Consider the following 16,668-nt stretch of genomic DNA (forward strand, 5'->3'; position numbering starts at 1 on the left):
GGCCGTTGAGGCTGTCACCGACCACGCCGTAGATGCGCTTCACGCCGGCCTGCGCCAGCGCCCGGACGAACAGATCGGCGACCTTCGTGCTCATGGTGTCTCGCTCAGCTGAGGGGGCGGACGGACGGTCCCGGCGCACTTCAGGCGCCGGCCAGCCCGTGGCCGATCATGGTCCTGGGATCGCACACCGCGTCGAAGCGCTCGGCCGGGACGCCCTCGGCCAGGGCGGCCGCGCGCAGCGTCGTGCCCTCGTCGTTGGCGCGGTGGGCGATCTTCGAGGCGAGGTCGTAGCCGATCACCGGCGACAGAGCCGTGACCAGCATCAGCGACTGGTTCACGGTCTCGTCGATCCGCGTCCGGTTGAGTTCGGTGCCCTCGACCGAGTAGGTCCGGAACTTCTCGCAGGCGTCGCCCAGCACGCGGATCGAATGCAGCGTGTTGTTGATGATGATCGGGCGCATCGCGTTGAGCTCGAAGTTGCCCTGCGAGCCCGCGAAGGCGACCGCGTTGTCCTCGCCGATCACCTGGATGCAGACCATCACCAGGGCCTCGCACTGGGTCGGGTTGACCTTGCCGGGCATGATCGAGGAGCCCGGCTCGTTGGCCGGCAGCAGCAGCTCGCCGAGGCCGCAGCGGGGCCCCGAGGCGAGCCAGCGCATGTCGTTGGCGATCTTCATCAGCGCGACCGCGAGCCCGCGCACCGCCGCCATGGCGGCGACCATGGCGTCCAGCGACCCCTGCGCGGCGAACTTGTTGGGCGCCGTGACGAACGGCTTGCCGGTGAGATCGGCGATCTTGGCGGCGATCTCCGCGCTGAACCCTTCCGGGGCGTTGAGGCCGGTGCCGACCGCGGTGCCGCCGGCCGCCAGCTTGTACAGCCCGGCGCGCGACGCCTCGACGAGGGCCAGCGCGTCGCGCATCTGCGCCACGTAGCCCGACCATTCCTGGCCGACGGTGAGCGGCGTCGCGTCCTGCAGGTGGGTCCGGCCGGTCTTGACCACGTCCATCCAGGCCCGCGCCTTGGCGTCGATCGCGTCGGCCAACGCCCGCGCCTTGGGGCGCAGGACCTCGTCGAGTTCGAGCACCGTGGCGACGTGCATCGCGGTCGGGAAGGTGTCGTTCGACGACTGGCCCATGTTGACGTGGTCGTTCGGGTGGACCGGGCTCTTGGAGCCGAGCACACCGCCGAGGAGCTGGATCGCGCGGTTCGACAGCACCTCGTTGACGTTCATGTTGGACTGGGTGCCGGAGCCGGTCTGCCAGACGTAGAGCGGATAGTGCGCGTCGAGCTTGCCCGCGATCGTCTCGTCGGCGGCCTGGACGATGGCCTGCGCGCGCCAGTCCTCCAGGCGGCCGGCGGCGGCGTTGACCAGGGCGGCGGCCTTCTTGACGTAGCCGTAGGCGTGGTAGACCCGCTTGGGCATGCGATCGTCGCCGATCGAGAAGTGCTGGAGCGAGCGCTGCGTCTGCGCGCCCCAGTAGCGGTCCGCCGGCACGTCGATCCCGCCCATCGAGTCCGTCTCGTGCCGCATCCCGGTGGCGGCGATGCCGATCGGAACGTCGCGCAGGATGGGGTGGCCCGGGGCAGACTCGTTCATCGTCATCCTTCTCGGTGTCGGACCGTCTGGCACAGTGCGAGACGGGTTCGGCGAACCGGGTGCGCTTTGACGTAAACGGAGGTATTATTTTCGGTCTTCGGTCGATATGTGCAGGTTTTAATAAAGCTGACTATTAAATCTTCACTTAAACCTAGTATTAAAAACGCCGACAAAACGCATTACAGATCATGAATGCGAATTGCCAGATAACATAGATCGGTGTCAAGCGTTCCGCCGCGCGGAGGCTGCAAAAACATTCCCGCGATTGGTCAATTTATAGCGCTTCTGCTCCCCGGAGCGGCTTTCGAGCCGGACAAGCGCGCGCTGCCGAAATGTCTGACTTGTGCGGCCTCCGTCGTGCCGAGATCGCAGGCCGGGCGATCCCACCGCAGCGGCGCGCCCTCAATCCGCACGGGCGCGTGCAGCCGGAGGGCAGGTCCCCACGCCGTGTCCTCGATCTCCGGGGCGTAATCCGCGTCCCGATATCCGCCGAAGGCGGGCCCCGGCGCGCTGCCGGGATAGTCCGTGAGCAGGCGCGCGGTCCGGGCCAGAGAGAGCCGCGCGGTGACGGCGTGCCCGTCGCGCTGCCGGGCGATCAGGCCTCGCACGGCCGCCGCCGCCATCAGGTAGCCGGTGGCGTGGTCGAGCGCCTGGACGGGCAGCGGCACCGGCCGGTCGGCCTGTTTCCACCGCTGCCCGGCCGCCGCGATGCCGGTCGCCATCTGGACGAGGCTGTCGAAGCCGCGCCGTCCGGCCCAGGGTCCGGTCCAGCCGTAGGCGCAGAGCGCGACGTCGATCAGGTCCGGGTTGAGTGCCCGGCGTCGCGCCGCGCCGTAGCCGAGCCGCTCCAGGGCGTCCGGGCGGTACCCGTGCACGAGGATGTCGGCCTCGGCGAGCAGGGTCTCGAAGTGCCGGCGGTCGTCGACCTGCCGGAGGTCGAGGCGCGTGCAGACCTTGCCCAGGGTGACGTCGGGCGCCAGGGACGGTTCGTCCCAGCCGGGCGGGTCGATCCGCAGGACGTCGGCCCCGAGGCCGGCCAGGACGCGCGTGGCCACCGGCCCGGCCAGGATGCGGGTCAGGTCGAGGACCCGGATCCCCGCGAGGGGACGGGCCGGGTCCGGGCGCCACGGCACCCGGTGCTGGACGGGACGTTCCGCGAGCGCCACGAGGCGCTCGGCCCGGACCGCCCGGCCCTGGTCCAAGCCCTCCCAGTCGTCCGGACCGCGCATCGCCGCCGCGCAGCCGCCGGCGCGCAGGATCGCCCCTTCCAGGTCCTCGGCCGCCGTGCGGGCCACGGCGGCCGCCACCGCCTCCCGCTCGCCCGGACAGTCGAGAACCGCCAGGGCGGCGGCGCGGTGACGGGGCGCGTTGGTGTGCAGCCGGATCCAGCCATCCGCCGCCCGGTAGTCCCCGGCGATCGGGTCCCAGGCGGCCGGCAGCATCCAGCCCTGCGGCCGCACGGAGGTGCCGAACCATGCCGAGGCCAGGTGCCGGTCGACCGCGACGGCGGGCGCGGGGCCGGACAGACCGAGGAGTTCGGAGACGGCGAGGCCGGCGGCGGCGATCGACGCCGTCGCCAGCGCGGTGACCGGGAAGCAGGAGGGCAGGCTCCCGGTGCCGGTCACCGCCAGCCGGTCCCCGGCCTCGGGCGGCAGCGCCAGGGCGGCCAGCGCCTCCGCGAGGATCGGCGCCAGGGCGTCGTGGTCGGCGTGTCGTTCGCACATGGTCGCGGCCCTCGATCGGTTCGCGCAGGCTGCCGGCCATCGACGGATCGATCAATCTTGATACATCTGATCAACATGACGGAATGGCTGGACCGCGCCGAAGCCCTCGACGCCCTCGGGATCCGGGCCCAGACGCTCTACGCCTACGTCAGCCGCGGGCTGATCGAGGCGCGAAGGGCGCCGGGCCGGCGCCACAGCCAGTACCGGGCCGCCGACGTCGCGACGCTCGCCGACCGGCGCGGCCGGAGCCGCGCCAGCGCGGCGATCGCCGCGGGAGCCATGGCCTGGGGCGAGCCGTCGGTCGTCACCGCGATCAGCACCGTCCACCGGGGCAGCCTGATCTACCGCGGCCGCGACGCCGTGGCGTTCGCCCGCGACGCGAGCCTGGAGGCGACCGCCGACCTCCTGTGGGACAGCCCGGAGGCGACGCTGTTCGAGGTTCCGGCCGACGCGGCCGCGACGCCGTTCCTGGCGCTGGCCGGGCTTCTGCAGGAGGCCGAAGCCGCGCTGGGCCGCGGGCACCACCGCCTGTGCCGCGACGCGCGCCGCGCCGTCGCGCATCTCGCCGCGTCCTGCGGCATCCCCGAAGGCCGGGCGCCCCTGCATCAGGGGCTCGCGCGGCTCTGGTCCCTCGACGCCGCGACCGCCGACCGGGTCCGCCAGGCGCTGGTGCTGCTGGCCGACCACGAACTGAACGCCTCGACCTTCGCGACCCGGGTCGCCGCCTCCACCGGCGCGCCGATCGCGGCCTGCCTCATGGCCGGGTTGAGCGCCCTGTCGGGACCGCGCCACGGCGGCGCCGCGGCGGCGGTGCTGCGGCTCGTCGACGAGGCCGCCGCGACGGGCCCGAGGGCGGCCGTGCGCGCCTGCCTGGATCGGAGCGGCGCGCTGCCGGGCTTCGGCCACCCGCTCTACCCGGACGGCGACGCTCGCGCCGCGGCCCTGGGCGCGGTCCTGCCCGCCGACCCCCTGCTGGACGCCGTCCGGGACTGCGCCGAGGCGGCGACGGGGGCGCGGCCGAACATCGACTTCGCGCTGACGGCGCTCGTCCGGACGGCGGGCCTGCCGCGGAGCGCGCCGTTCACGATCTTCCTGCTCGGCCGGAGCCTGGGCTGGGCGGCGCACGCCATGGAGCAGGGCCGCCAGGGGACGCTGATCCGGCCGCGGGCCCGGTACGAGGGGCGGCGCAGCCCGGCGGACCGCCCATAGCGAGAGGGCCGGCCTCGCGGCCGGCCCTCGATCTGTCGCGGCCCCCCGCGGGGCGGGCGCCGGCCTCAGGCGAACATGTCGGGCTGGGTCTCGGCGATGTGGTTGTACAGCGTCTGGAAGTGCAGCCAGCCGATGTAGTCGCTGCCGACGTGCTCGCGGCTGTAGCGGGCGGTCTTCTCCGAGAGGAGCTGCGGCTTGATGCCGGAGGCCTCGACCAGGAGCTGCTGCTGGCAGGCCCGCTCCAGGGCGATGAACCAGAAGGCCGCGTCGTCGATGCTGTGCTGCGAGCAGGTCAGCAGGCCGTGGTTCTGGTGCAGCACGCCGCGGTTGCGGCCGATCTGCTGGGCGACCGACAGGCCGCTCTCCTTCTCCACCGCCACGGCGCCCGCCGAGGCGCCGATCACCGCGTGGCTGTTGTAGAAGGCCGCCGCGTCCTGGCTGATCATCTCCAGCGGTCGGCCGGTGGCGCACCACGCGGTGCCGTAGGTGGTGTGCGCGTGGCACATCGCCATGACCTCCGGGTACTCCTCGTGCACGGCGGCGTGGAGGACGAAGCCCGCGCGGTTGATGGCGTGGCGCCCCTCGACCACCCGGCCCTTGTGGTCGGCCAGGATCAGGTTCGACATCCGCACCTGCGAGAAGTGCACGCACATCGGGTTGGTCCAGTACAGCTCCGGACGCTCCGGGTCGCGGATCGTCAGGTGGCCGGCGAAGCCGTAGTCGAAGCCGTGCATCGCGAAGGCGCGGCAGGCGGCCACGAGGTGCTTCTTGCGGTAGTCCCGCTCCTCGGCGTGGTCGGCGAAGTCCGGGATCTCCGGGAAGATCAGGCCGGCCTGCTCGGGCTGGTAGATCGAGGTCCGCCTGCGGCCGGCATCGTCGTTCGGCAGGTCGAGGGCGACGGCCGCCTCGTGGGCGTGATCGTCGAGCATGGCATCTCCTTTCGTCGGGGTACGGACCGGCCCGCCGATCGCGTCGTGGCCGGCACTATCCTGCCGGATCCGCGCGTTGACAAACGACGATTTTTCACGCTTTCCATGAATTCAATTCACGGATTGCGCATGCGCCGGATCCCGAGCTTCTCCGCCCTGCGGGCCTTCGAGGCGGCCGCGCGCCTGGGCAGCTTCGCCCGCGCCAGCGCGGAGCTGCACCTCACGCCCTCGGCGGTGAGCCACCAGATCCGGGCGCTGGAGCGCTGGTTCGGGCGCGCCCTGTTCCGGAGGGCAAACCGCCAGGCGCTCCTCACCGCCGACGGCCAGCGCCTGCTGGCCGGGCTCTCGAGCGCCTTCGACGCGATCGAGGCGGTCTGCGCCGACCTCAGCCCGCCGTCGCCCGCGTCGCTGGCCGTGCACTGCACGCCGAGCTTCGCGGCGAAGTGGCTCGGGCCGCGGCTCCCCGCCTTCGTGGAGGCGCATCCCGGCATCGCCATCCGCCTCTCCACCAGCGCCGACCCGGTGGATCTCGGGCGGCACGAGGAGATCGACATCCTGATCGCCTACGGCCGGCCGCCGCACGGGCCCGGCCTGACCGTCGAGTCCCTCGGCCCGGAGGAGATCGCCGCCCTCTGCGCGCCGGAGGTCGCCCGGGCCGCGCAGCCGGACGCGGCCGGATCGATCGGGCCCTTCACCCGGCTCGACTCGTCCTTCAGCCCCGTCCGCTGGCCGGACTGGTTCGCCCATAACGGCCTACCCTTGCCGACCGGGGCAGCCGGCGCGGCTTTCGACCGGGGCTCGCTGGTGATCTCGGCGGCCGTTCAGGGGCTCGGCGTGGCGCTGGAGACCCTGCGGTTCGCCCGGGACGAGCTCGCCGCCGGGCAGCTGGTGCGCCTCGGCGGCGATCGGGTCGCGAGCCTGACCCGCGACCTCCACTTCATCTGCTACCGCGAGCGCGACGGGGCCCTGGAGAAGATCCGGGCCTTCCGGCACTGGCTCCTCGACGTGGAGGCGCAGAGCCGGGCCGAGGCGGCCTGAGGCGGCCCGAGGCGGCCCGAGGCGGAGAGACCCGATCCCTCACCCCGCCCCGCTCCCGCACGGGAGAAGGGAGCGGCGCGTCGCCCGAACAGACCCCCCGTCTTTTCATCCGGTGGGCCTCAACGGCATCGGGAACCGCGCTAGGTCCCCGTCCAACGACGCGGCGAGCGCGGCGGGGTCCGGTCCCGACCGCGCGCCACCCAGGGAGAGAACGCCCCATGTCCCTTTCCGCCAAGCTGCAGCGGCGCGCCGACGAGGGCCGGCCCGTCCGGGTCGGGCTGATCGGGGCCGGCAAGTTCGGCTCGATGTACCTGTCGCAGGCGCCGCGCACGCCCGGCATCCACCTCGTCGCGGTGGCCGACCTGTCGCCCGACCGGGCGCGCGCATCGCTGCGCCGGGTCGGCTGGGACGATTCGCGGTTCGCCGCGCGCGGGCTGGAGGAGGCCGCGCGCGGCGGCACGACCCTCGTGACCGAGGATGCCGACGCGATGATCGCGAGCCCGTTCGTGGACATCGTGATCGACGCCACCGGCAGCCCGGCGGCCGGCATCCGCCACGCGCTGAAGGCCTTCGCGCACGGCAAGCACATCGTCATGGTCAACGTCGAGGCCGACGTGCTGGCCGGGCCGCTGCTGGCGCGCCGGGCGGCCGAGGCCGGGGTGATCTACTCCATGGCCTCGGGCGACCAGCCGGCGCTCATCGCCGAACTGGTCGACTGGGCCCGCACCATCGGGCTGGAGGTGATCTGCGCCGGCAAGGGCACCAAGTACCTCCCGGCCTACCACGCCTCCACGCCCGACACGGTCTGGGGCCATTACGGCTTCAGCGAGAGCCAAGTCGCGGGCGGCGACTTCAACCCGCAGATGTTCAACTCCTTCCTCGACGGCACCAAGTCGGCGCTGGAGATGGCCGCGGTGGCCAATGCCTGCGGGCTCACCCCGCCGCGCGACGGCCTCGCCTTCCCGCCCTGCGGCGTCGACGACCTGCCGAGCGTCCTGAAGCCCGTGGCGGATGGCGGCCTTCTCACCGAGCGCGGCACCGTCGAGGTGGTCTCGTCGGTGGAGCGGGACGGGCGGCCGGTCTTCCGGGACCTGCGCTGGGGCGTCTACGCGGTGTTCGAGGCGCCGAGCGCCTACGTGCGCGACTGCTTCGCGCAATATGGCCTCAAGACCGATTCGAGCGGCCGGTTCGCCGCGACCTACAAGCCCTATCACCTGATCGGGCTCGAGCTCGGCATCTCAGTCGCCTCCATCGCGGTCCGCGGCGAGGCCACGGGGGCGACGGGCGACTGGCGCGGCGACGTCGCCGCGACGACCAAGCGCGCGCTGCGGGCCGGGGAGCGGCTCGACGGCGAGGGCGGGTTCACCGTCTACGGCAAGCTGATGCCGGCGGCGGATTCCCTGGCGCAGGACGCCCTGCCGATCGGCCTCGCCCACAACATGGTCCTGAAGAACGACGTGCCCGCGGGCCGGGCCGTGCGCTGGAGCGACGTCGCGTTCGACGCAGATCAGGAGGCGATCCGCGTCCGGCGCGAGATGGAGGACCTGTTCCGCAGGGCGGCGGGGCGGGCTGGGTAGCGCCTCAGGCGCGCCGGCCGGCCGTGCGTCCGGTCGGCGAGCGCCCGACGAGCTTCCGGAACGTGCGGCTCATGGCGCTGGCGCTCGTGAAGCCCGATCGCGCGGCGACCTCCGCCATCGATCCCGCGCCGGAGCGGATCAGGGCCTCGGCCCGGCCGACGCGCTCGCGCATGATGTACTGGTAGGGCGTGACCCCGGTGGTCTGGCGGAAGGCCCGGATGAAGTAGCCCTCGCTGAGCCCGACGATGCCGGCCAGGGCGGAGACGGTGATCTCCCGGTCCAGGTGCTCCCGGATATACGCGCAGGCCCGCCCGGCCTGCGACGCCGAGAGGTCGGGCGCCGCCGACCGGCCCGGAGCGCGCGCGGCGACGACCGAGCGCAGGATCGCCAGGTGGAGGCTCTCGATCAGCAGCGCGTCGGGCGACGGGTCGTCCCGGTGCGCGCAAGCCAGCGCGTCGAGGATGTGCCAGGTACTGCGGCAGGCGCGGAGATCGCGCCCGTCCGCCGCGAAAGCGATCTTGCCGATCGGCGCCTCGGCCAGCCGCTCGACGGCGGCTGCCGAGAAAGAGAGGACGCGGCCGGCATACGGGCCCGCCCAACGGGTCGTGCCGTTCAGGCCGGGACGCCGGACCAGCAGGCCTTCGCGCTCGGTCAGCCGGGCCGCGATCTCGTAATCGACCGCGTGGTGCGCCCCCGCGGGCTGCGTGCTGGCGGCGACCTCGAGGCCCGTGACCGCGTGCGTGCTCCACCCGCCGGTCGGGAAGCGAAAATCGATGAAGGCGACCTCCGGGAGGCCGCGGTCGCTCGGCGCGTAGCAGGTCAGCTCGGGGCGGCCGGAGAGATGCCCGGCGCTGCCGCTGGTGGCGTAGGCGAACGTCTCGGCCGAACTCTCGCCTGAACTCTCGGCTGTTCTGTCCATGCGGGCCCGTGATTCCGGTGTCGTCGCGGTCACGCCCCGCGACGGAGGAGGGCGGCCCCGCGGCCGCCCTCCCGGTGTCAGACCGTCAGCGCAGGGAGCCGGTCACGCCGCCGACGACACCGCCGACCGCGCCGAGCACGCTGCCCACCAGGCCGCTCACCAGACCGCCGACCTGGCCCACGACCCCCGAGACCGCACCGAGCTCCTGGCTCGCGTCGACCCCGAGGCCGACAGTGAGGCCGACCCCGAGGCCACCGCCGACCTGGTCCAGCTCGGCGGCGCTCAGCTCGCGGACGGTATCGATGCTGTCCTGCATGATCGTTCTCCAGATTGAGATTCAGGTAGAAGGTTATTTGCTTCGATCTATTGCCTGATCGTAGCGTCTAGGCGCCTTGGACGTCGGCACCTGCCTTTAGGATTACAGAGATGTGCTTCGTGTCAATCGGTCATGACCAGCCGATAATGCTCGCGGACGATCGAGCCCGGCCAATGCGCAAAAACTGACAGGCCTTGTCTTTCCCGGGCCGCGCTCCAGACGCTGTCGGCACTGCGGCCGCCTGCGCTGCGAAGCGGCGCGTCTCACCGCGTCTCACGCCGTCGAGTTTTCGCAACGCAGCACGCGATGATGCAAAAACTGACGTCCTGTTGCGCTGCAAAGTAAGCTCGACGGCGAATTGGAATAAACCATTGAAAAAAGGACGATTTTCAACGCAGGCGCGACGTTCTGACGCGGGCAGAATTATTCAAAATTCGCCGTGTCGGCAAGTGTTGACATGAAACTCCCGTGATGCGACCGAGTAAGGTGGTAGATGCGCTGAGCATTGCCCTCGAATACGGCTGTCTCCTTCAGGAAGGTTGCTTTCTCCGGGTGCCAAGTCCGCTCTTTCGACTTGAGGTTATCGAGGCGCGACGCAACGCGTGGCTGGGCGAGGCGCAGATCATCCAGCCTCTGCCGGTCCGCCTCGTGGCCGCGGCCTGCGTGATCATGGTGGCGGCGGTCGGCCTGTATGCCTGGCAGGGCACCTACACGCGCCGCATCCACGCCGTCGGCCTGCTCGCGCCCGATATCGGGCTGATCAGCCTCGCCAGCCCGGTGGCGGGGCGCGTCGGCTCGACCGGCGTCCGCGAGGGCGACAAGGTCGTGCGCGGGCAGCTCCTGTACACGATCGACCTCGACGCCGTGTCGGCGAGCGGCCCCACGCAGGAGCGCGTGATCGCCGAGCTGGAGCGCCAGCGCCAGAGCGTCGAGCGGCAGCGGACCGCCCGGGCCGATCTGGCCGGCACGGAGCGGCAGGCGCTGCGCGAGCAGGTGGCGAATCTGAGCGAGCAGTCGGCCCAGCTCGCCAAGCAGATCGACCTGCAGGACAAGCTCGTGCCGCCGCTCCGGGCGCGGGTCGAGGAACTCGCGGACGCCGTGGCGCGCGGCTACGCCCGCGCCGCCGACTTCCAGAGCCAGAACTACCTCTACATGCAGGCGAGCGCGCAGCTCGCCCAGTTCCAGCAGAGCCGCCTCCAGATCGACGGCAAGCTCGCCGACACGAAGTCCCAGCTCGCCGCCTACGACGACCGGTTGGCCCGCGACCTCGCCGACCTCGACCGGACCGCCGCCCAGCTGGCGCAGCAGAAGGCCGAGAGCGAGGCGCGCCGCGCCATCGAGGTCCGGGCGCCGGAGGCCGGGACCCTGACGTCGATCCGCGCGCAGGTCGGCCAGACCGTGGCGGCCGGGGCGACGCTCCTGACCCTGCTGCCGAGCGCCGGGCGCCTCCAGGCCAACCTGTTCGTCGATTCGTCGGCCATCGGCTTCGCCGAGGCCGGCGCGCCCGTGATGCTGCGCTACGCCGCCTTCCCGTTCCAGCGCTTCGGCCTGCACCGCGGCGTCGTCACCGAGGTCACGCGGGCGCCGCTGGGCAGCGACGACGCGCCCGACTTCGCGCGGCGCGCCGCCGCCCGGGGGGAGGGGACCGACCTCTACCGCATCGTGGTCCGGCCCGATTCCGACACCGTGCTGGCCTACGGCGAGCGGCGCAGCCTCGAGGCGGGCATGCGCGTCGAGGCCGACATCGCCCTGGAGAAGCGGTCGCTCTACCGCTGGCTGCTCGATCCCGTGACGCATGTCCGGGAGAGCCTCGCCCTCGTCACGCGCGGCGGCCTCGACGCCCTGCCGGTCCGGAAGGCCGCCCCGTGACGGCGCCGTCCCTCGCCGCCCGGCTGGATTTCGGGCTCCGCCGCCGGGTGCCGGTCGTCCTTCAGGCCGAGGCCGCCGAGTGCGGCATGGCCTGCCTCGCCATGGTCCTGGCCTATCACGGGCGCCAGATCGACCTCGCGACGCTGCGGCGGCGCCATCCCCTGTCCCTCAAGGGCATGACCCTGCGCAACCTGATCGACCTCTGCGGCGCCCAGGGCCTGACCGCCCGCGCGCTCCGGGTCGAGCTCACGGACCTGCCCCGCCTCCGGCTGCCCTGCATCCTGCACTGGGGCCTCAACCACTTCGTGGTGCTGACCCGGGTCGAGCGCGGCGGCCTCGTCATCAACGATCCGGGCCGCGGCCGGCGGCGGGTCAGCCTCGCGGAGGCCTCGCGGGAATTCACCGGCGTCGCCCTGGAGGCGGTGCCCAATCCGGGCTTCCGGCGCGAGCGGGCCGCCCCGGGCCTGCGGCTGCGCGACCTGTTCCGCAACATGGCCGGCATCCGCGCCGCCCTGGCCCAGGTCCTGGCCCTCTCCCTCGGGATCGAACTCGTCGCCCTCCTGATGCCCATCGCCTCGCAGGTCGTCATCGACGAGGTGATCGTGAACGCCGACCACGACCTGCTCCTCGTGGTGGCGATCGGCCTCGCGCTGCTGCTGCTGCTCCAACTCGGCCTCAGCATCGCCCGCACCTGGGCGATCATGCTGGCCGGAACCCGGCTGAACTACCAGTGGTCGGCCGGCCTGTTCGACCACCTGTCGCGGCTGCCCCTCGACTACTTCGAGAAGCGCCATGTCGGCGACGTGATCTCGCGGTTCGGCTCCCTCGCCACCATCCAGAAGGGCCTGACGACCGATCTCGTCCAGGCCATGCTCGACGGGCTCATGGCGGTCGGCATGCTGGTGATGCTGACGGTCTACGGCGGCTGGCTGGTCGCCGTGGTCCTGGCCTCGACGGCGCTCAACGCGGTCCTGCGGGTCTTCGCCTACGGCGCGTACCGGGAGGGGAGCGAGGAGGCCCTCGTGGCCGAGGCCCGCCAGCAGACGCACTTCATCGAGACGGTCCGCGGCATGGCGAGCGTCAAGCTCCTCGACCTGCGCGAGCGGCGCGGCGGCGCCTGGATGAACCACTTCGTCACGGCCCTGAACGCCCGGCTGCGGCTGCAGCGCCTCGACCTCGTGTTCGGCCGCGCGAACGAGTTCCTGTTCGGCCTCGACCGGCTGATCCTGCTGGTGCTCGGCGCCCGCGCGGTCATCGGCGGGTCCCTGTCGCTCGGCATGCTGGTGGCGTTCCTGGCCTATCGCGACCAGTTCGCCACCCGGATCGGCAGCCTGATCGACGCGTGGTTCAAGCTGCGCATGCTCGACGTGCAGACCGACCGGCTCGCCGACATCGTGCTGTGCGAGCCGGAGGAGCAGGATCTCGCCGCCGGGGCGCAGCCGGGGGCGCCCCCGGTCGTCGCCCTGAAGGCCGGAACGCTCGCCGGCGCGGGCCTGGCGCTGCGCTACGGGGCCGACGAGCCCTGGATCTTCCGCGGCGTCTCGCTGTCCGTCCGGGCCGGCGCGTGCTTCGCGATCACCGGTCCCTCGGGCTGCGGCAAGACCTCGCTCATGAAGGTGATGATGGGGCTGACGCCGCCCAGCGAGGGGATCGTCACCGCCGACGGCCAGGACATCCGCACCGCCGCCGGGTCCTACCGGCGCCGGATCGCCGGCGTGATGCAGAGCGACGGCCTGTTCGCCGGCTCGATCGCCGAGAACATCGCGGCCTTCGACGAGCATCCGGACGCGGGCTGGATCGCCGAGTGCGCCGCCCGGGCGGCGATCCTGGACGACATCCGCCGCATGCCCATGGGCTTCGAGAGCCTCGTCGGCGACATGGGCTCGACCCTGTCGGGCGGCCAGAAGCAGCGCATCGTGCTGGCGCGCGCCCTCTACCGGCGGCCCGAGATCCTGTTCCTCGACGAGGCCACGAGCCACCTCGACGAGGCCACCGAGGCGGTGATCGCCCAGGCCCTGCGCGACCTGCGGATGACGCGGGTCATCGTCGCCCATCGCCCGGCGACGATCGCCCACGCGGACGCGGTGTTCGATTTCCCCGCCCAGGTCCGCGACCGGGCGGATCTCGCCGCCGCGGGCTGACGCGCCCGACGCGCTTCGCCTAGGGGAGCGCGGGCCGCAGGTCGCCCGGGGCCAGGCCGAAGCGCTTGCGGAAGCCGCGGTTGAAGGTCGGCACGTCGGTGAAGCCGCACGCGTAGGCGATCGAGGCGATCCGCATCTTGTCGTCGCGGCGGGCCTCGAGGCGCCGGCGCGCGAGGTCGAGGCGCGCGTCGCGGATCGCCGCCGCGATGCCGCCGGTCTCCGCGAAGGCGCGGTACAGGCTGGTCCGGGAGAGACCGAGCGCGCGCTGGATGTCCTGCGGGTTCAGGTCGGGGTCGTGCATCCGCCGCGCGATGTGGGCGCGGGCGAGCGAGACGACGGCCGCCTGCGAGACCGCCTCCGGATCGCCGCGCCGGGCCGCGCCGTCGACGAGGTGGCCGAGGAGGTGGAGCACGCCCTCGACGGCCGCCTGCGCCTCGTCGGCGGACATCCAGGCGACCGAGCCGGCCACCCCGCGCAGCCGCGCCCGAACCTCCGCCCCGGCCGGGAGCGGGCCGAGGCTGCGGCCCGCGAAGGCGTCGGCGTCGCCGACGAAAGCCTCGAACATCTTGCGCGGGACGGCGAGGCGGATCTCGCCGTAGGCGCTCTGGGTGCCGGCCACGAAGGGCCGGTTCCGCGTCAGGAAGCTGATGTCGCCGGGGGTCAGCTGGGCCCCGCGGCCGTTCTGTTCCTGGTAGCCGACGCCGTCGAGCGCGAGGCCGATCACCACCATCCTGCGGGCGTTCCGGTCGACGTGGCGGGAGCGGAACTCCACCGCGACCGGGCTGCTCACCGTGTGGGTCAGCGCCCAGCCGGCCGAGGCCACGCTCAGGCGCTTGGCCGCGAACCGCTCCCGGGGGTGCCGCCGGCCGATGTCGCCGAATCCGGCCAGGGCCGTGCAGCGCCAGAACTCGAAGGCCTGCTTGGGGTCGACGTGGCTGGTCGTCTCGACGAGGCTCGGGACGAGCACCGGGCTAGACACGTGTGACACCCCCGGCGTGCCCGGCGGTTCCGTCCGGCTGCCTGCGCAACTTTATCGTGTGAATCTTGCCGGATTGGCAACCGACGCCATCCGGCGCGGCGCCGCGGGTCGGAGACCCGCGTCTCCGGGTTTCCCTAAGCAAGGGCCTGCCCGGACAGGCCGCGCGGTCCGGCGAGGAGCAGGGCCGCGCTCGCCGCGAGGACGAGCGTGATCACCGCGAACATCGCGTGCGGCCCGTAGGCCGAGAGGATCGGCAGGAGGATGATCGGCGCCAGCGCGGCCGCGACCCGGCCGCCGGCCCAGGCGCAGGTCATGGCCGAGGCCCGCAGCGGCGTCGGGAGCAGCTCCGTCGCGTAGACGGCGAGGATGCTGCCGTAGGTCGCCGCCGCGGTGTTGAAGGCGATGCCGACCAAGACCAGGGTCAGGAACGTGCCGCTCGCGGCGAAGGCCGTGCCGAGGGCCGCCATCGCCGCCGCCAGGGCCGTCAGGACGGCGCGCCGCTCGAGCCGGTCGATCGCCAGCGCGGTCAGCAGGGTACCCAGGGGCGGGCCGAGCATCGACAGTGCGGCGAAGACGAGGGATTGATCGACCTTGAAGCCCTTCTCCACCATCACGACGGCGCTGAGCAGCGGGAAGGCGATCGTCGCCAGGGGGGCGAGGGTGTAGAGGCCGACGAACAGGGCCGTCCGGCGCAGCTGGCGCGTCTCGGCGAACAGGCCCCGGAACCCCGCGGGCCCGGTCGCGGGCGGGTCCGTGTCCGGGTCGGCGGGGGCGGCGACCCGGCTCCGGCCGGCCGCGCGCTCGAACCGGCGGCAGGCGGCGTCGGCCTCGGCGGAGCGCCCGACCGAGGCGAGCCACCGCGGTGATTCCGGCAGCCGCGCGAACAGGACGCCGCCGAGCGCCGCCAGGGCGCCCCCGAGGATCAGCGCCCAGCGCCACGGCTCGATCCCGAGCGGCGCGGCCGGTGCCATCATCTGGACCAGGCCGATCGCGGCCAGGCCTCCGAGGAGCCCGAGTCCGGCGCAGACCAGCAGCGTCGCGCCGCGTCGGCGCGCGGGCGTCACCTCGGCGAGGTAGGTGGCGACCAGGGGTGGGAATCCGCCGATCGCGAACCCCGAGACCGTCCGGGCGATCGTCAGCGCCGTGAGCCCCTGGCTCGCGGCGGCCGCCAGCGATCCGGCGGCCATCAGCGCGAGGGAGGCCTGGAGCGCGCGCCTGCGGCCGAGGCGATCCCCCAGCATCCCGAAGACGGGCGCGCCCACGGCGCCGCCGGCGAACACGGAGGCGAGGAGCAGCGAGAGGCTGCCCCGCGGCATGTTGTGGGGCGGCGCGAGGAAGATGGCCGCCAGGGCGTTGCTCAGGGCGACCTCGGCGATGTCGGTGAACAGGCCCAGCGTGCAGACGGCGAGCGCCGCCGCGTGAAGCCGCGTCATCGGAAGGGAATCGAGCCGCCGCGTGACGGCCGCGATCGACCCGGCGACCGATGCGGCGGCATCGGAGGCACTCGCGGTCTGGCTTCCGGCGTCGATCAAGCGTGTGAGTCCTCTCCGGCTGGAGCGTGCCCGCAACCGGTGACGCACCGCCACGGCAGCGTGTTCCCCACCGGGGAACGTGACGGCGTTCACAAATGCACCATGCGCGCCATGGTTGCGGGTCGCAGGGAGGTCGGCGGTCCGCGGGTCTTGCGGAGCTGTCGATCCGCCCTCCGCCGGGAGCCTCGGCGCGGGGGCCGCACCGCCGTTCCGCGCCTTGCTGATCGTTGATCGGGAGGACATCCTGCGCGGGGGATGTCGAGGCGGATGGCCGGGGCACGATGTTCGAGATCGCGCGGGACGACCTGTCCGATACGCAGACACGGGCGCTGCTGGCGCTCCATCTCGCCGGCATGCACGCATCCTCGCCGCCGGGCAGCGTGTTCGCTCTCGACCTGTCAGGCCTGCAAGCACCGGACGTGACCGTCTGGACGGCGCGCCGCGGCGGGCGGGTGGCGAGCGTCGGGGCGCTCAGGATGGCGACGGACGGCACCGCGGAGGTGAAGTCCATGCGGACGCATCCGGATTTCCTCCGCCTGGGAGCCGGCGCGGCGATCCTCGACACCATCATCGCGGCCGCCGCCGCCCGCGGCGCGCGACGCCTCAGCCTCGAGACCGGATGCGGACCCGCATTCGCGCCCGCGCTCGAACTCTATCGGCGTCGGGGCTTCGTGAACGGCCCCGCGTTCGGGACCTACGTGCCGAGCGACTTCAACCAGTTCCTCCATCTCGCGATCGCCTGACGGGTCGGGTCGGCGTCCTCGTCGCGCCGCCGTTCCCGAAGCGGCCCGCGCCGCGCGTCCGTGATCCGTACGTCCAGGCGCAGAGGCCGACTGG

At 72.7% G+C, this 16,668-nt stretch carries 13 protein-coding genes; 6 read left to right on the forward strand and 7 right to left on the reverse strand.

The window, feature by feature from the left end; genetic code table 11:
- Positions 1-140: 140 nt before the first annotated feature.
- The gene (gene fumC / locus BM419_RS10615; RefSeq protein WP_091926400.1) at positions 141-1,604 is read right to left on the reverse strand and encodes a class II fumarate hydratase; all 1,464 of its coding nucleotides are present in this window, start codon (positions 1,602-1,604) and stop codon (positions 141-143) included.
- A 263-nt stretch (positions 1,605-1,867) separates the two neighbouring features.
- Complete coding sequence (locus BM419_RS10620; protein ID WP_091926401.1) at positions 1,868-3,322, reverse strand: CoA transferase; 1,455 nt, start codon at positions 3,320-3,322, stop codon at positions 1,868-1,870.
- Between the two features lie 75 nt (positions 3,323-3,397).
- Between BM419_RS10620 and BM419_RS10625 the strand changes: the two genes are divergently transcribed.
- Complete coding sequence (locus tag BM419_RS10625) at positions 3,398-4,531, forward strand: citrate synthase (protein ID WP_091926566.1); 1,134 nt, start codon at positions 3,398-3,400, stop codon at positions 4,529-4,531.
- A gap of 65 nt (positions 4,532-4,596) precedes the next feature.
- Here BM419_RS10625 and BM419_RS10630 read toward each other — a convergent pair whose 3' ends face one another.
- The gene (locus BM419_RS10630) at positions 4,597-5,460 is read right to left on the reverse strand and encodes a class II aldolase/adducin family protein (RefSeq protein ID WP_091926402.1); all 864 of its coding nucleotides are present in this window, start codon (positions 5,458-5,460) and stop codon (positions 4,597-4,599) included.
- A gap of 129 nt (positions 5,461-5,589) precedes the next feature.
- Between BM419_RS10630 and BM419_RS10635 the strand changes: the two genes are divergently transcribed.
- Positions 5,590-6,498, forward strand: a complete 909-nt coding sequence (locus tag BM419_RS10635; RefSeq protein ID WP_091926403.1) for a LysR substrate-binding domain-containing protein — start codon at positions 5,590-5,592, stop codon at positions 6,496-6,498.
- Between the two features lie 218 nt (positions 6,499-6,716).
- Positions 6,717-8,075 carry an NAD(P)H-dependent oxidoreductase gene (locus tag BM419_RS10640; RefSeq protein WP_091926404.1) on the forward strand — a complete coding sequence of 453 codons (1,359 nt, stop codon included), beginning with the start codon at positions 6,717-6,719 and terminating at the stop codon, positions 8,073-8,075.
- Positions 8,076-8,079: 4 nt separating this feature from the next.
- Here BM419_RS10640 and BM419_RS10645 read toward each other — a convergent pair whose 3' ends face one another.
- Both BM419_RS10645 and BM419_RS10650 read right to left on the reverse strand, forming a co-directional pair.
- The gene (locus BM419_RS10645) at positions 8,080-8,994 is read right to left on the reverse strand and encodes an AraC family transcriptional regulator (protein WP_091926405.1); all 915 of its coding nucleotides are present in this window, start codon (positions 8,992-8,994) and stop codon (positions 8,080-8,082) included.
- 85 nt (positions 8,995-9,079) lie between these two features.
- A complete protein-coding gene (locus BM419_RS10650) occupies positions 9,080-9,310 on the reverse strand; it encodes a hypothetical protein (protein ID WP_012321783.1) in 231 nt (76 codons plus the stop codon).
- A 552-nt stretch (positions 9,311-9,862) separates the two neighbouring features.
- Between BM419_RS10650 and BM419_RS10655 the strand changes: the two genes are divergently transcribed.
- Complete coding sequence (locus BM419_RS10655; protein ID WP_091926406.1) at positions 9,863-11,179, forward strand: HlyD family secretion protein; 1,317 nt, start codon at positions 9,863-9,865, stop codon at positions 11,177-11,179.
- Positions 11,176-13,320: a peptidase domain-containing ABC transporter gene (locus tag BM419_RS10660; RefSeq protein WP_020091010.1), complete on the forward strand. Its 2,145-nt coding sequence runs from the start codon at positions 11,176-11,178 to the stop codon at positions 13,318-13,320. Before BM419_RS10655 ends, BM419_RS10660 begins: the two co-directional genes overlap by 4 nt.
- A gap of 19 nt (positions 13,321-13,339) precedes the next feature.
- Here BM419_RS10660 and BM419_RS10665 read toward each other — a convergent pair whose 3' ends face one another.
- Positions 13,340-14,299, reverse strand: coding sequence for a helix-turn-helix domain-containing protein (locus BM419_RS10665; protein ID WP_091926407.1), 960 nt, complete (start codon positions 14,297-14,299; stop codon positions 13,340-13,342).
- A gap of 134 nt (positions 14,300-14,433) precedes the next feature.
- On the reverse strand, positions 14,434-15,732 hold the full coding sequence (locus tag BM419_RS10670) for an MFS transporter (RefSeq protein ID WP_244540748.1): 1,299 nt from the start codon (positions 15,730-15,732) through the stop codon (positions 14,434-14,436).
- Between the two features lie 380 nt (positions 15,733-16,112).
- On the opposite strand from BM419_RS10670, the gene BM419_RS10675 reads away from it, so the two are divergent.
- Positions 16,113-16,574 carry a GNAT family N-acetyltransferase gene (locus BM419_RS10675; RefSeq protein ID WP_091676032.1) on the forward strand — a complete coding sequence of 154 codons (462 nt, stop codon included), beginning with the start codon at positions 16,113-16,115 and terminating at the stop codon, positions 16,572-16,574.
- Positions 16,575-16,668: the final 94 nt, after the last annotated feature.

Source organism: Methylobacterium sp. yr668, from assembly GCF_900116245.1.
Lineage (GTDB): Bacteria > Pseudomonadota > Alphaproteobacteria > Rhizobiales > Beijerinckiaceae > Methylobacterium.

Coding starts and splice junctions, on each gene's coding strand:
- fumC (WP_091926400.1), bottom strand. CDS start 1,604: ATGACGATGAACGAGTCTGCCCCGGGCCACCCCATCCTGCGCGACGTT.
- BM419_RS10620 (WP_091926401.1), bottom strand. CDS start 3,322: ATGTGCGAACGACACGCCGACCACGACGCCCTGGCGCCGATCCTCGCG.
- BM419_RS10625 (WP_091926566.1), top strand. CDS start 3,398: ATGACGGAATGGCTGGACCGCGCCGAAGCCCTCGACGCCCTCGGGATC.
- BM419_RS10630 (WP_091926402.1), bottom strand. CDS start 5,460: ATGCTCGACGATCACGCCCACGAGGCGGCCGTCGCCCTCGACCTGCCG.
- BM419_RS10635 (WP_091926403.1), top strand. CDS start 5,590: ATGCGCCGGATCCCGAGCTTCTCCGCCCTGCGGGCCTTCGAGGCGGCC.
- BM419_RS10640 (WP_091926404.1), top strand. CDS start 6,717: ATGTCCCTTTCCGCCAAGCTGCAGCGGCGCGCCGACGAGGGCCGGCCC.
- BM419_RS10645 (WP_091926405.1), bottom strand. CDS start 8,994: ATGGACAGAACAGCCGAGAGTTCAGGCGAGAGTTCGGCCGAGACGTTC.
- BM419_RS10650 (WP_012321783.1), bottom strand. CDS start 9,310: ATGCAGGACAGCATCGATACCGTCCGCGAGCTGAGCGCCGCCGAGCTG.
- BM419_RS10670 (WP_244540748.1), bottom strand. CDS start 15,732: ATGACGCGGCTTCACGCGGCGGCGCTCGCCGTCTGCACGCTGGGCCTG.
- BM419_RS10675 (WP_091676032.1), top strand. CDS start 16,113: ATGTTCGAGATCGCGCGGGACGACCTGTCCGATACGCAGACACGGGCG.